The sequence below is a fragment of the Amycolatopsis sp. MJM2582 genome (genome assembly GCF_000754115.1).
In the GTDB taxonomy this organism is placed as follows: domain Bacteria; phylum Actinomycetota; class Actinomycetes; order Mycobacteriales; family Pseudonocardiaceae; genus Amycolatopsis; species Amycolatopsis japonica.
The window spans coordinates 842,884-857,582 of the sequence record NZ_JPLW01000001.1; the positions used below are offsets into that span (position 1 = coordinate 842,884).

Genomic DNA, 14,699 nt, shown 5'->3' on the forward strand with positions numbered 1-14,699 from the left:
CCTCTGGATGCGGTGGTTCGTACACCGAACTACCGCATTCAGAGGACGAAATGCGGGGCTAGGTGAGGGTTCGCGGCCGGATCGCGTTCGCCTTGTCGACGAGTTCGACCCGTTTGTCGACCGAGCCGGCCAACCGCGCCAACGTCCGATAGCAGCGCTCGAGCCCGAACCGCAGGTCTCGTTCCTCCAAGGCACAGCCCAGGACCTTCGCTCCCGGCGTCGGCTGGTTCTGCGAATTGAGCCAGCCGTACGCCGCTTCGAGGACCTCCGCCGACAAACGCGTGCGGCGTTCGGCGTCGAGCTGCAGGCGTTCCAAACGCGTCGAGGCGTCGACGAGATCGCGCTCGGACACCATCACCGGATCCTTGCCGCCGCCGTTGATCCTGGTCTTGATCTTGATCGCGGCCACCTGCGCGGCGACGTGATGCGACGACGACGCGGGGACGGCTTCCAGCACCTCGATCGCGCTGGCCCTGGCGCCTTGCGCGAGGTACACGCGAGCGAGCCCGAAGGCGGCGCTGACGTACGAGCGGTCCGTTCGCCACACCAGCTCGTAGTAACGCGCGGCGCCGAAGTAGTCCCCGACCCCTTCCGCGCTGACGGCCAAGGCGAGCTTCGGCGCGATCTCGCCGGGCAGGTCGTCATACACCGCTTCGAACGCGACTTGCGCGACGCGAGACCGTCCGCCCGCGAGCTCGATCAGGCCGCGGTACCAGTCGATCCGCCAGTCGTGCGGGAAACCGGCCTTGATCGCGAGGTACTGCGCGGCCTGCAACTGCCGCTGCGCCTCGACCAGCTCACCGAGCTCGATCCGGGCGCGGACGATGCGCAGCCGGACCTCGATCGACTCGCGCGGTGCCCCGGCCAGCGACTCGATCGCGCCCGCGGGATCGAGCGCGACCGTCGACGCCAGCACACCGGCCGCCGGGTCGTCCGTGTCGACCTGCGGGATCGGCAGCCCCGCGACCACCTCGCCCGGATCGGGCAGCGGCACGCTCCCGCCGTGTTCCGGAACGACCATGTCGACGCCGAACGTGCGGGTCTCCGGCCCGAAGACGGTCGACGCGCCAGGACGCTGTTTCCCGGTGCCCAGCGCCATGATCTCGCGGAGCACGCCGGTCAGCTGGTCGGCCATCTCCTCGGCCGCGATGAACCGGCGGTCCGGGTCGGTGTGCGTCGCGCGCTTGAGGAAGCGGTAGTACGAACCGAAGAGCGCGAACAGCGGCACGACGTCCGGGCCGGGCAGGGTCGTCTTGTACTTGCTGGTGTAACCGGAGAATTCGAAGCTGAGCACGGCGAGCGTGCGGCCGACCGTGTACAGGTCCGATGCCACCGAAGCGCCGTGCGTCGCCAGTTCGGGCGCGCTGTAGCCGGTGGTGAAGAACAGCGGGCTCTCGTAGTCGTCGATGCGGCGGACCGCGCCGAGGTCGATCAGCTTGAGCTGTTCGTGCGTCTGGATGACGTTGTCGGGCTTGAGGTCGCAGTACAGCAGGTTCTGGCTGTGCAGGTAGCCCATGGCGGGCAGGATCTCGAGGCCGTAGGCGATCACCTGGCCGATCGGCAGCGGCTCGGGGCGTTTCGTCTCGCGGTGGTGCGCGAGCGCGAGCTGGCGCAGTGACTGGCCGCCGACGTACTCCATGACGATGTAGCCGACCGAGTTGCCGGTGTCGCCGTCCGGGTGCTGCACGAAGTTGTGGATCTTGACGATGTTGGGGTGCTCGACCTCGGCGAGGAACCGCTGCTCGTTGGCGGCGGCGGCCATCGCGGTGGCGTCACCGGTGTCGATCAGGCCCTTGAGGACCACCCAGCGGTCGCTGACGTTGTGGTCCTGCGCGAGGTAGATCCAGCCGAGGCCGCCGTACGCGAGCGCGCCGAGCACCTCGTACTGGCCGCCGACGATCTCGTTCGGCCGCAGCTTCGGGACGAAGGAGAACGGGTTCCCGCACTTCTCGCATTTGCCCTCGGGCGAGCCGGGTTCGCCGTCCTTGCCGCGGCCGACCTTGGCACTGCAGCTGCCGCAGAAGCGTTTCTCCTCGGACACCATCGGGTTCTCGAGGACGGCGGACGCCGGGTCGCGGTACGGCACCTGCGGGACGTCGACGAGCCCGGCGCCGAGACGGCCGCGGCGCGACGTGCGGGACGACGTCCGGCGCGCGGTGCCGGGGAACGAACCCGTTCCGGTCCCGGTTCCGGTGCCGCGACTGCCCGATCCGGTGCCGGTGCCGGTTCCCCGGCTTTCGCTGGAGCGTTCGGGAAGGACGCTTTCCGTGCCCGGGTCCGGCAACGGTCCGGGTCCGCTGTCGACGCGCGGCGTCGGCGGCATGATGCTCTGCGTCTCCGGTGCCGGCGAGGCGAGCACGCTGGTCGGCTGCGGCGCGTCGGCGGGTGCCTGCCACGCGGGGCGGACGACCTGGGTCTGCGGGCTCACCGGGGCCATGTCACCCGGCGGACGCGTCGGGTCCTCGGCGCCGGGGATCGGCCGCTGCTGGCCGCGCGGCGGAGTCTGCGGACGCTGGACGGGCGCGTGGTAGATCGTGCGCTCGGCGTCCGTCTCCGGCTGGGGCTCCGGTTTGGGCCGCGACGGCTCGGCGAGATCGAGCCTGCCGGAAATGGACGGTTCGGGCGTTTCCCAGCGGACCGGCGCCGGCGGCGTCCAGGACGCGGACTCCGCCTCACGCTCCGGCGTGGCGTCGTCCGGCGCTGCGTGCCGAGGACGGCGCGGCTCTTCCGACACTGGTACCTCCCGAAATCCCCCGCGACCACGTCGGCCCAAGTCTAGAGGTGAGCGGCCGGGTCGTGCCCGCGCCGGGTCGAACCCGCTACGGTGCGGGAGAGAACCGATTCAGCAGGTGATGAGGGGGAGGGACCGGTGCCTGCGTCATTTTCGATGTCGATGGCCCAGCTCGACGTCGTACTCGAAGAACTCGGGCTCGGCAGATTCGTGCTGCCCTTCGAGATCCCGACCGTCGGAACCACCATCACCGAACGCGAGCGGCACTGCGAAGAGATCTGGGCGGGCCTGGCCGACCGAGGCTTCGCCCGCGGCCGCGAACTCCTGCGCGACTACGAACAGTCCCTCCGACTCTGGGCCACTGGGGATTTCGTCCTCACGATGGAGGCGCACGAGGTCGAGCAGGACGCCGAATACCTCTATCGGGGTGCGTGGAACAGTCGCCTGGGCATCGTGAGCCAGCAGCGCGGCTTCGACATCCTCTTCGAGCCGGTCTACCCCGAACAGCTCGTCGCGACGCTGCTCGGCTACCTGCCGTCCCTTCCGCCGTTCCCCGGTCGAGTGACGACGTCCAGCACTCTCCCCCCGGCCAAACGACCGGACGACCCGTTCGACGAGGACCCGAACAACCTCCGCCTGGGCGCGGCCGCCCGCTTCTTCGAACACCCGCTCGCGCGGCTGGGCACGATCAGCGTCACACTGCGCGACGATCGGGGCAAACCGCAGCAGAAGAGCGTCCAGTGGTTCGACAGCCTTCAGGGCCGCTTCATGCTCACCACCGACCGCTTCCCCGACGGCGAAGTCCGCCGCACGTTCACCCCGACGAGTGGCTCTCACCTGGCGCGATGGGTCCATGACCTGGTCGAAGCCGCCCGCGTCGGCAGCGCGTGATCCTCGCCGGAAGGCGGCCTTCGGGGCCGTTTCCGCTGATATCGTGATCTGACGAGCGCTACGAGTAACCGGGACTTGGTACAGGGGAGAGACCATGACGGACGGCACCGGCGGACCGCCGGGCAACTTCTCGGACATCTTGGGTGACTTCTCGGCGCAGGCCGACGCGATGGTGACTGCTGCCAAGGAAGGGCGGTTCGCTGTCAGCGAGGAGGCTGGCGAGGCGCTGAAGAAGGCGATCGATGACTACATCGATGACTGGACCTTCAACCAGCCGGAATTTCAGCGGCTGACCGAGAAGCCAAAGCTGGGAAACAGCCCCTACGCCCAGCAAGTCGGCGATCATGCCGTCCTGGTCGCCGACGGCGACGAGCTGTCCGCCAAGACACAGCTGGACGCCTTACGTGACGTTCTCAATCGCGCCAAAGAGGCCATCGAAACTGCGAAGAAGAAGTACCGGGAACAAGACACCGAAAACGCAGCTCAGCTCAAGCAACTTCACGAGGACTGACGAGACATTTGATGCTCATCAAGAAACGTTTCATCGCGTTGCCGCCCTTGGCTGCCGCACTGCTTCTGGCGACAGTCGGTTGTTCACCTGAGCGCTCCGGGGTGGCGACGCCGGCGCCGAGCCCGGCCAAGACTTCGACCTCGTCATCCTCCTCTGCAGGCAATGTGTTCGGCGACCTCAAAGCCTGTGATCTCCTCGAACCAACGACCTCCGCCAAGGGCTTCGACCCTCCAACAGTGGAGCAAGCCGAGAGCGACAACGGTTGCGCAACGCGTAAGAGGCGCTACGGCTCCGCGCGGCTCTATCTCGTCGCGGAGGCGGGATTGGATCAGCTGTCCGCAGGCCAGGGGACAAAGAACCCGACGAAGATCGGCAGCCGGGACGCTGTCGAGATCCCCGGCGATGCCGGCACTCAATCCTGCACTGTGGCCATCGCGGTCACCCAGAGCTCCCGGTTGACGGCTTCTACCGGCCTGAACGAGGGCACGAACGAAGAGGCCTGCGCTCTTTCCCGGGAGATCGCACAGGCGGCTGAACCGAAACTGCCTAAAGGCAACTGACTACGGAACGGGGAGGGACCATGGTCAATGTCGGGCAAGACGACTTCAACAGCAAGTTTTCGGCGCTGGGTAACACTGGGCGAACCTACGAGGCGAAGCGCTATTCCGACACCTATAACGAGGTCAACGCCGGTCCCGGCGGCAATTCCCTGACCGCGAGACTGACTGCCGAGCAGCAGGCCGGCCAGTACTCCGCCGAGCAGGCGGAATCGTTGAGCCAGGGACAGCAGTTCCGCACCGGTCTCGCGCCGTCCGAACAGCGTTATGAGGCCTTCGCTCACGGGGATCTCCACCGGATGGTGACGGAAAACCTCGAAGCTGGAGACATTGACCGCAAGGGCGAGCTCTGGAACAACCAGGGCAACTCCCTGAACAACTTCAGCAACGCCGTCCGCGACGCGATCGGCAAAGAGGGCGAGCACTGGCAGGGTGACGGCGCCAAGTCGGTCACCGATTTCTTCACCAACATCAGCAAGTGGGCCGACACCGCCGGCGACGGCGCGTACCTGGCCTCCAACCGCTTCTCCCAGTCCGCCGCCGCGGCCACGTCCGCGAAGAACTCGATGCCCGAAGAGATCCCCTTCGACCGCAACGCCGAGTACAAGAACGCCCTCAACCAGCTCGCGACGGGGAATCTCGCCGGCGCGGTGGACACGGTCGGCAACATCTCGGCCAAGCAGGAGCAGTCGTTCCAGGCGCATCAGCAGGCCGCGCAGGTGATGCACAACTACGACCAGTCGCTCTACGACGTCAATTCCAAGCAGCCCACCTTCGCCCCGCCGCCGGAGATGGGTGAGTCGACGACGGCGTCCGGGTTTTCCGGGGGTACCGAGCCCAGGGGCTTCAGCGGCGGGCCGGGGCCTGGGCCCACCAATGGTCCAGGGCCGGGAGTGCCGGGTGGTCCGAGCGGGCCGACGCCGGGGCCCGGGATCACCACGGGCGGCGGGCACACCGGCGGGCCGGGGCCGGGTCAGCCGGTCAGCGGGCCGCCGGGGTCGTTCCGGCCGGGGCCGGGGCCGGGGTTGGCGGCGATGAACGGGCCTGGTCCCACGGGGCTCGGGCGGCTGGGCAGCGAGCAGTATCGCGGCAAACCCGGCCGGACGACGAGCGGGCCGGGTGGCAGTGCGGCGAACCGGTTGACCAGTGGCGGCGGGTTCGGGCGCAACGGCGGGTCGGGCAACGTCGCCGAGCGGCTCGCGGGCGGCAAGGTTTCGGCCGGTGAGGCCGAGAAGCTCGCGGGCAAGGGCGGCGGGTCCGGGTCGGGCAAGCTGCCGGAGGAGCGCGTCACCCGGGGTGGCGCGGCCGCGGCGGGCAAGAGCGGCGGGCACGGACCGATCGGGGCCGGCGCGCCCGGTGGCAAGGGGCAGAAGGAAGAGGACAAGGAAAAGAAGGCCCCGAACTACCTACAGGAGGAAGACGCCGACGTCTTGTTCGGCGGCTACGACGGCGAGATGAAGCCGGTGCCGCCGGTGATCGGCGACAAGGCCCCGTAAGACGAAGCGGGCCGTTCGGGAGCGAATCCCGAACGGCCCGTTCTCATTTGTACACCGGCGACGGCGGCGTCCCGCCCTCGAGTTTGTTCCCGATCCATTTCGCGTAGCTCGCCTGCCACGCGCCGCCGCGGACGTTCTCCAGCACGGCGTTCACGTACCGCACCATGTCCTCGTTCTCCTTCGGGATACCGATGCCGTAGTTCTCCTCGGTGAACCGGTCCCCCACGATCTTCAGCGTCGGGTCCTGCGCGAGCATCCCGGCGAGGATGACGTCGTCCGTCGACACCGCCTCGACCTGCTTCTGCTGCAGCATCACCAGGCAGTCCGACCAGTTGTCCACCGACACCGGCACCGGCTTCGACGGATCCGCCGCGATCTTCGTCAGCGAGGTCGACGTCTTGGTCGCGCACACCCGCCGCCCGGCGAGGTCCGAAAGCTGCCCGACCTTCGAACCGGATTCGACCAGGATCCGTTGTCCCGCTTGGTAATAAGCGGTCGAGAAGTTGACCTTCTGCAGCCGGCTGCAGGTGATGCTGTAGGTCCGCACCACGATGTCGACCTGCTTCTTCTCGAGCACTTCTTCCCGCAGTTTCGACGGGATCGCCCGGAACTGCACACGGCCTTCGGCGTTGCCGAAGATCGCCTTTGCGATCTCGTTGACCATGTCGATGTCGAACCCTTCGAGCTGACCCGACGTCGGATTGCGGAAGCCGAACAGGAACGTCGTCTGGTCGACGCCCGCGACGAGTTTGCCCTTTTCCTTGATCTTCGCCATCGTCGAGCCGCTGGTGATCGACGTGCCATTGGTCGGCCGCAGGCTGGCCAAGGGGTTGCAGCTCGTGTCGGTCGTTCCGCCACCGCCGGTGTTGTCGGCCCCGCCGACGTTCGCGGGCTGCGGCGGCGCGACGTCGCCGACGGGTGCCGGGTCGACCGGCGCCCCCGCGCTGCCACAAGCCGTCGCCAGCACCAAAACCGCGCCGAGCACGGCCGTTCGCAGACCGTTCCGCATCACCGGTACTCCCTCAGCCGTTCACGGATTCCCAAGGCCGACCCCGCCGCCGCCAGCACCGCCAGCACCGCGATCCCCGGCGCGAGCAGGGTCAGTGCGCGATCGGCGCCGCGGGTGTCGTCGAGGAATTCCTGCCGTCCCACGTTGATCGCGGCCACCAGGTTCTCGTCGAGCCGCAGGAACGCCCCGGCCGCGCCGCCCTTCTTGTCGTCGCGGGTGGCCGTGGCGACGGCGTCCTGATAGAAGCCGTCGTTGTCCTGCCGCCGCACCTCGCCGTGCGCCTTGAACCATTCCGACGCCGCCTGGATGGCCGCGTCCACCTTCTCCGCGGCCGCGCCGCCCGCCGCGAGTCCGCGGGCCTCGCCCAGCAGACCGCCTTGGCCGTCCGTCCCGCCGAGTTGCGCGGCGAGATCACCGAAGTTCTTTTCGTACGCCGCGCCGTCGCCGCGGGCGACGAGGGTCAGCGTTTCGTCGGCTCGCGCCTGCAGCGCCGCGATCCTGGCCCGGACGAGCACGTCCACCTGGTGCGAGCCGTCCTCCTCACCGCTGCCGACGAGGGTGCTCTGCACGATCAGCGCGACCGCGCCCCACAGCAGGGCGAGGACCACCGAAGCGGTCGCGACGACGAGCCCGACGTTCAGCAACCGGTTGGTCTTCCGCGTCAGGTGCACCTGGGTGACGATCAGCGCGGCGAGCAGGGCGAGCAGCAAAGCCGTTGCCAGCCAAGGGAATCCGGTGGCGTCGTCCTGTTCGGCGGCGAGCCGGTCGGTGTCGGTCCGGTAGAGATCCTGTGCGGCGGGAAGGATTTTCGCCCGCATCAGTTCCGACGCCTCGCGCAGATACGAGGCACCGACGGGATAACCCTGCCGGTTGTAGACGCGTGCGGTCTCGATCAGTCCCGTGTAGACGGGGATTTCGCGGCCGAGGATGTTGATCTGCTCGGCCGCCTTGCCCGCGCCGGACGAGTCCGACGCCGCCTTCGCCAGCGCCGCGCCGGCCTCCGCGATGTCGCGGTCGTACCGCTGGCGCATCGGGAGCGGCTCGGTGCCGATGGAGAGGAACGAACTGGCGGCCGTCGCGTCGGCGTCCGAAAGCGCGCGATAGACCTGTTGCGCGGCGGCGGCCAGCGGTTCGCGGTGGTCGATCAGGCCGTTGATCGTGTCCTTCTTGTCCTGCGCCGCCAGCGTGCCGAACAGCCCCGCGACCAGCGACAGCAGGACGAGCCCGATCGCGATCACCGACAGCCTGCCCGGCGTGGTCGCCGCGGAGCGGACGATCGCGCGGATCCCGTTCCCCGGCAGCTCGAGCAGCCCGGCGATCCCGCCGCGGCCTTCCGGCGCGGGGGGTGGCGCGGGGCTCCCCGGCCGGGTCACAGTGCTCGTCATCGCCGATCCTCCCCATTGGCTCTATCCGCAAAGAAGGTATCCGAGTCGGGATCAGCGCAGCCAGTGACACCGGCGTGTGTCATCGGCACGTGATCTCCCGGCCGGTTCAAAGGCCTTTTTCCAGGCCGTACCGCACGGCCTCCGCACGATTGCGCACACCGATCTTGGCGAAGGCGTGGTTGATATGGCTTTTCACGGTCGCCTCGCCGATGAACAACTCGGCGGCGATTTCCGGATTGGACAGCCCGCGCGCGATGAGGCCGAGCACTTCGGCTTCACGTGTACGGACGCTAGGCACGCCCAGCGGTGGAGCGGGACCACCGGCGGGTGGAGGCGGGGATGGACCTCAAGCCCGGACGGCGGGCGCGACGGAATGCGGCAGGACGTCGCCGTCGGCGGGCCGCTCGATGACGACCTCGACGTCATCGTCGAACCGGTACGGCCTGGCCAGCAGGAACCCGCCGAAATGCCGCCTCATCCTGGACATCTCCGCGCGGACGGTGACGGTGCGCCCGGCGTCGCCGAAGAGGTCGAGCGACAGTTCCGAGGCCGACCTCCCCGCACGATGGCGCGCGAGGACGTACAGCATCTCCGCGTGCCGCGGGCTCAGCCGATGCGACCAGGTGCCTGCCGCGCCCGAGACACGCAGCATGCTTTCCCGCGACGACCTCAGATCGAGCACGACCCGGGTCGGCGACGCGTCCTCCTCCTCGGTGAGCCGGACGAGCCAGCCGCCGGGCAGCGGCTCCAGCAGGCAGTTGCCGTACGTCGGCAGCCAGGTGCGGCCGGGGGCGGCGTCGTTCGGCAGCGCGATGCGGCCGACCGGGACGAGCCCCGCCGAGGCCGCGATCCAGCCGTGCGGGTCGGTGATGACCGCCCGCCCCTTCACCTTGGCGAGCAGGGGCGTGGCCAGCCCGCGCAACCGTTCGAGATCCGAGAGATGCGTGGTGCGCAGATGTGCTTCGGCGAGCTTCGCGACCGCGTCGACCAGGGCGAGGGTGGACGGATGCACGGTGGAGGCCGGTCCCGAGAGGTCGACGGCGCCGAGCAGCCTGCCGTTCCTCGGATCGTGCAGTGGCGCGGCTGCGCAGGTCCAGTCATGCTGGTTGCTGACGTAGTGCTCGGCCGAGTAGACCTGCACCGGATGCCTGGCGACCAGCGCCGTCCCGATGGCGTTGGTGCCCGTGGCGGGTTCGTGCCAGTCCGCCCCTTCGACGAAACCGAGCCCGTCGGCTCGGCGGCGGACCGCGGTGCTGCCGTCGCGCCAGAGCACCCGGCCGTCGGCGTCGACGACGACCATGATGTGCGCGGCCTGCTCGGCGAGGCCGATCAGACCGCCGCGAAGGGCGGGGAGGATGGTCGCGAGACCGCTGCCCCGACGCCTGGCTTCCAGCTGTTCCGGGGCGAGCGGAGGGGTCGGCGAGCCGCGGTCCGGGTCCAGGCCCAGCCGCCGCATACGCTGCCAGGACGCGCCGATCACCGCACGTGGCCTGCCCGGGAGCGTGGTCCCGGCGAGCGCGGCCTCGCGCACTTCGGCGAGGGCACGCGCGTGCCGCCGCGGATCCGCACCGACCGGCAGCGCCGCCTCGAGCTGCACCTGGCCTACTCCTTCTGCTCTGTTCAGGCCAGTGTGCCCGGGCGCACCGGGGAGCGGAAGGTCTCTGTGACCTGGGCTAGAGGAAGGGTGCGTCCGCCAGGCGGGGCGTGGGAAGGGCCGCCGTCGGTTTGCGGCCGAGCAGCAGGCCGGTCCGGGTGGCCTCGGCCATCACGGCGCGGACGTCGACGCACCACGGCCCGTCGGGCTTCAACTCCACGAAAGCGCTCTCTCCAGGCTTGAGCACGAAATGCGGCTGGCCGTCCAGCGCGATGGAGCCGCCGCCCGCGGCGAGATCGACGCGGACCCCGGCTTCCAGCACGCTCCAGCCGCGTACGCCCACCGCCCGCACCTCGCCGGGCGCGATCGGCGCCTGCACGACGTACGGCGTCTCGTCGACCGGTCCGAGCGAGACCGCGACACCGTCCACAGTGGACTTCGGGCTGGGGCACAGCCGTCCGGGGATACTCGACAGCCCGACCCCGTCCGGAACCGCGAACGTGCAGTACAGCTCGGTCAGCGACGCGGGATCCCACCGGCTCTCCGAGCACACGCTGACGTCGATCAGCGCGATCTCGCGCCGGGCCTTCGTGACGACTTCGAGTACGGTGGCGCGGTTCGTGACCAGGTCCGTGTCCACCTGGTGGGTGGCCACCAGCCCCGCGGCGAGCCCGGCGACGGTGGACTCGTCGGCGCCCCCGGCGGGCAGCATCAGCAGCGGGACGTCGCCACAGGCGGCCGCCGCGGCCCGCATCATGGTCTCGTTGCCCAGGCAGATGAGCACGCTCGCACCCGCGTCCACCATCCGGCGGACGGTGCCGATGATCTTGCCCGCGTCGGTCCACACCATGACGCGGCCGACGCCGGCCACCCTCAGTGCCGAACGCAGGCTCTGGATGTCACGCTCCGAAGCGGGGTTCGCCACGATCCCCGCAACCGCTTCGCCCACATGTCCTCCGCTGCCGCGCCAAGTCCCTACAAGGAAACGACGTCCGGGCCACGAAGGGAAGAGTTGCACGAGGTTGCATCACCAGGAAAGGGCACGAGGCTTTCGGTCAAGGGGCCGCCCGCCCATCAGGACACGGACGCCGAGCGGCACCAGCGCCAGGCCGAGGGCCACCGCGGTGACGACGCTCAGGAACTCGCTTTCCTTGAGCACCCCCATCCAGAGGGTGCACGGCCAGAGGAACAGCAGTGCCCGCGCGGTGCCGAAGGTGCCTGCCCGGAACGCCCCGATGGCCAGCAGCAGCCCTCCGGCGTATTGGCCGAACGACGCGGTGACCGGGATCCGCCACAACCCGTAGGACAGGTCGACGTAGTCGTCCATCACGAGCTTCGTCGCCTGGTCCAGACCGAGCTTGTCGACGAGCTCGAAGGCCGTCAGGTCGACGCCCGCGAAGTAGACCCGTGCGACCAGACCGAACGCGAGGAGCAGGAATCCCCAGCCCGCCAACGCCGGCGCCTTCTCCGCGACGATCTTCGCCAGCATCAGGAAGGCCGGCAGCAGGAGGACCGCGCCGAGCAGGAAGACCGAGTACGCGGCCGTCACCAGGCCGGGATTCGCGGCATACGCGGCCAGCTGGCCGAGCGCGGCGAAAGGCTGATCGTCGAACCACGCGACTTGCTCCGGCGTGAAGTCCTTGAGCACCAGATGCCTCAGCAGCAGGCCCGCGAACCAGGCGAGTGGAGCGAGAATCAGGGCCACTCCGCCGATCCATCGGCCGGTTTCACCGTTCATGACGGCATCGTCGCCGGGACGGGCGACACGGGACAGCGCCCGAAAGTCAGGCGGAGGCCTCGACTTTCGTCAGGTTCGGTCCCGAAAAGCAGCAGGGCCGCCTCCCCGAGGGGATGACGGCCCTGCTTGGAAAACCTGGATCAGATCACGGTGACCGAGGTGGCCTGCGGACCCTTCGCGCCCTGCCCGATCTCGAACTCCACGCGGGCGTTCTCCTCGAGGGTACGGAAGCCGTTGCCCTTGATCTCGCTGTAGTGCACGAAGACGTCGCCGCCGCCGTTGTCGGGAGTGATGAAGCCGAACCCCTTCTCGGAGTTGAACCACTTCACAGTGCCCTGAGTCATAAAATCTCCATATGCAACACAAACAAACAGGAAGCCACGTCGGCAGCCCGGGTCATGACCAGACGGTTTGCTTCCCCGGAAACACGAGGAGACACTACGCCCGCTGAGTTCTGCGAGCGTGAACCAACACGAACACAAAAATCGAGACCTGGTGCAGTAAAGCACACCTCACGCAGGCCGACAAGCGCCATCACCCGGGTGTGCGCAGCCGCACTGCACCTCGACAGGACTGTACCCCTCCGGCAGGAGGGGTGACCGGCCGGGCTATTCCCCGCTGGCCGCGCGCAGCGGCGCCTCGTTGCCGAACGGCGAGCGGCGCAACGCCTCCCGGTTCGTGGCCACGACGGCGATGTCGTGGGTCTCCGCGTCCGCGCTGAACAGCACCGGCACCACGCCGGAAACGGACTTGTCCTGTGGCTTCGCTTCGTCAGCCATGTTTTCTCCCAGTGTCAACACAACGCTCTAGGTACGTACTGCGTGCCAACAACCCCACCGGCCATTGCCCCGGTCCATATCGGACTCTCGGTGTTGCCGCGATTGTGCCACGGCCGACCGACAAAATCCGGTGTCCGCGACCGAAAGTCGGCCGAGTCGTCATCTCGTTCCCACCCTTTGGGGCAGGTGAAGGCGGCACCACAAGGGTTTCTGTGTATCCCCTGAGAAAAAGTACCGCCCGGTAATCGGCGTGGCGGCCCCTACTGGCCGCCCTGTTGCTGCCTCGACGCGCCCAGCAGGCTCGTCAGCCGGATGTCCGGCGTCACCACGTCCGGATCCGTGCGGATGTCGATCACACAAGGCCGTTGCCGCACCAGCGCGCTCGCGATGATCGGCTCCAGCTCTTCCCGATCGTCCACGGTGTACCCGGCGGCGCCGAGCCCGCGCGCCCACGACGCGAAGTCGGTGACGGGGACGGTGACGCCCGACAGCCGCCCGTGTTTGCGCGCCTGGTGCACGGCGAGCGGGCCGTGCAATCCGTTCTGGAACACCAGGACGGTCACCGGCACCCGGTAGCGGACGGCGGTCTCGATCTCTTGCCCGGTCATCAGCGCACCGCCGTCGCCCGCCATCGCGATCACCGTGCGGCGCGGTTCGGCGAGTTTCGCCGCGACCGCCGCGGGGACCGCGTACCCCATCGCCGCGTTGCTCGGCCCGAGCTGGCTGCGCGGGGCGGTGAAACACCAGTAGCGGTGCATGAACTGGGCGAAGTTGCCCGCGTCGCTGGTCACGATCGCGTCTTCGGGCGCGAGTTTGCGCACCGCGCGGATGACGTCGGCGGGATGGACCCGGGTGGCGCCGCTGGTGTCGGGCGGCGTCATGAAGGTGTGCACCGCGGCGTTCGCGGCCGATGCGCGCCGCTGCCGAGGCGAAGCGACATTGCGCAGTTCACGCAGGAACGGCTCGACCTCCGAGTCGACCCGGAAGGTCAGTCCGCCGCGACGCGCCGGCTCGATCCCCGTGCCGACCAGCACCAGCGTCTGCGACGGCGTCGGGTAGCGGAAGGACTGGGTGGTGACCTCGTCGAGCTGCGTGCCCAGCGCGAGCACGAGGTCCGCGCGCTCGAGCGCGTCGAGCTGCCGCGCGGGGATGCCGATGCCGAGATGGCCGGCGTAGCGCGCGTGGTTCTCGGGGAAGGCGTCCTGACGGCGGAACGCGTTGTACACCGGCAGCGCGAGCTCGTCGGCGACGGCGATCAGCTCGTCGCGCGCCGCGCGGGCCCGGCCGCCGACGATCACCACCGGGTAGCGGGCCTCGTCGACCAGCTGCGCGACCGCCTCGGCGGTCCGGCCGAGCGCGCCGGTGGCGGGCGGCCGCACGGAGGCGACCGGTTTCGCCGAATCGAACGGGACACCCCAGAAATCGGCGGGGACGGCGACGACGGTGGGGCCCGGCCGCCCCTCGCGGCAGCGGGTCAGCGCCTCGACCAGCAGGCCGGGGACCTCGTCGGGGGATTCCGCGCGGCCGGTCCACTTCGAGATCGGCTCGAACATCGCGGTCAGGTCCGCGGTGGGCAGCTCGCTCGTCGGGCCGGGATCCTGCGGCGGGTTCTCCAGGAGGACGACCATCGGGCTCTCGTCCTGGTACGCCGTGGAGACGCCGATCGCGAGGTTCGCCGCGTTCGGGCCGCGGCCGGCGAGCAGGACCGCGGGATGCTCGGTGAGCTTGCCTTCGGCCTCCGCCATGAAGGCGGCGCCGGAGTCGTGCCTCGCCGAGACGAAGGTGATCGAGCGCTCGCGTTGCAGCGCGTCGAGCAGATCCAGGAAGGACTCACCCACCACCGCGTACACGCGGTGGATCTGCGCCTCGGTCAGGATCCGCACGGCCGTCTGGGCGACGGACGCTCCCGGTTGGTATCTAATGAGAAGAGCTTAGGCGGGCGGTGATCGGTGCCGTCAAGCGATCTTCCGATTCCGGCAACCCCGGAGCGGCGGAATGTCCGATATTC

The 14,699-nt window shown here is 69.2% G+C and carries 13 protein-coding genes and 1 pseudogene; 4 read left to right on the forward strand and 10 right to left on the reverse strand.

All coding sequences use genetic code 11. From position 1 onward, the window contains the following. Positions 1-58: 58 nt before the first annotated feature. Complete coding sequence (locus tag ED92_RS04185; RefSeq protein ID WP_037333158.1) at positions 59-2,734, reverse strand: tetratricopeptide repeat protein; 2,676 nt, start codon at positions 2,732-2,734, stop codon at positions 59-61. Between the two features lie 135 nt (positions 2,735-2,869). On the opposite strand from ED92_RS04185, the gene ED92_RS04190 reads away from it, so the two are divergent. From ED92_RS04190 to ED92_RS04205, 4 genes are all read left to right on the forward strand, one after another. Next, positions 2,870-3,622, forward strand: a complete 753-nt coding sequence (locus ED92_RS04190) for an ESX secretion-associated protein EspG (protein WP_235213188.1) — start codon at positions 2,870-2,872, stop codon at positions 3,620-3,622. Between the two features lie 94 nt (positions 3,623-3,716). Further along, positions 3,717-4,133: a hypothetical protein gene (locus ED92_RS04195; RefSeq protein WP_037333162.1), complete on the forward strand. Its 417-nt coding sequence runs from the start codon at positions 3,717-3,719 to the stop codon at positions 4,131-4,133. A gap of 11 nt (positions 4,134-4,144) precedes the next feature. Then, entirely contained in the window at positions 4,145-4,693 is a 549-nt protein-coding gene (locus ED92_RS41760; RefSeq protein ID WP_081975694.1) for a DUF3558 family protein, read from the forward strand. Positions 4,694-4,713: 20 nt separating this feature from the next. Beyond that, positions 4,714-6,186 carry a PPE domain-containing protein gene (locus ED92_RS04205; RefSeq protein ID WP_037333166.1) on the forward strand — a complete coding sequence of 491 codons (1,473 nt, stop codon included), beginning with the start codon at positions 4,714-4,716 and terminating at the stop codon, positions 6,184-6,186. A 43-nt stretch (positions 6,187-6,229) separates the two neighbouring features. Here ED92_RS04205 and ED92_RS04210 read toward each other — a convergent pair whose 3' ends face one another. The 9 genes and pseudogenes from ED92_RS04210 to ED92_RS04240 form a co-directional block, all read right to left on the reverse strand. Then, a complete protein-coding gene (locus ED92_RS04210; protein WP_037333168.1) occupies positions 6,230-7,195 on the reverse strand; it encodes a glutamate ABC transporter substrate-binding protein in 966 nt (321 codons plus the stop codon). Continuing rightward, entirely contained in the window at positions 7,195-8,580 is a 1,386-nt protein-coding gene (locus ED92_RS04215) for a hypothetical protein (protein ID WP_037333170.1), read from the reverse strand. The genes ED92_RS04210 and ED92_RS04215 overlap by 1 nt, the downstream gene beginning before the upstream one ends. Positions 8,581-8,686: 106 nt before the next feature. Next, positions 8,687-8,860, reverse strand: a pseudogene (locus ED92_RS41765) (response regulator transcription factor); the annotation flags it as partial. A gap of 66 nt (positions 8,861-8,926) precedes the next feature. Then, positions 8,927-10,177, reverse strand: a complete 1,251-nt coding sequence (locus tag ED92_RS04220) for a GAF domain-containing protein (RefSeq protein WP_200882666.1) — start codon at positions 10,175-10,177, stop codon at positions 8,927-8,929. 76 nt (positions 10,178-10,253) lie between these two features. Next, positions 10,254-11,123 (reverse strand): ATP-NAD kinase, encoded by an 870-nt coding sequence (locus ED92_RS04225; protein WP_052120249.1) that lies wholly within the window; start codon positions 11,121-11,123, stop codon positions 10,254-10,256. A 78-nt stretch (positions 11,124-11,201) separates the two neighbouring features. Then, positions 11,202-11,912, reverse strand: a complete 711-nt coding sequence (locus ED92_RS04230) for a hypothetical protein (RefSeq protein ID WP_052120252.1) — start codon at positions 11,910-11,912, stop codon at positions 11,202-11,204. A 140-nt stretch (positions 11,913-12,052) separates the two neighbouring features. Further along, complete coding sequence (locus ED92_RS04235) at positions 12,053-12,256, reverse strand: cold-shock protein (protein WP_005163378.1); 204 nt, start codon at positions 12,254-12,256, stop codon at positions 12,053-12,055. A 264-nt stretch (positions 12,257-12,520) separates the two neighbouring features. After that, positions 12,521-12,691 carry a hypothetical protein gene (locus tag ED92_RS42960; RefSeq protein ID WP_162836881.1) on the reverse strand — a complete coding sequence of 57 codons (171 nt, stop codon included), beginning with the start codon at positions 12,689-12,691 and terminating at the stop codon, positions 12,521-12,523. A 260-nt stretch (positions 12,692-12,951) separates the two neighbouring features. Further along, positions 12,952-14,613: a thiamine pyrophosphate-binding protein gene (locus tag ED92_RS04240; protein ID WP_255355312.1), complete on the reverse strand. Its 1,662-nt coding sequence runs from the start codon at positions 14,611-14,613 to the stop codon at positions 12,952-12,954. Positions 14,614-14,699 lie beyond the last annotated feature (86 nt).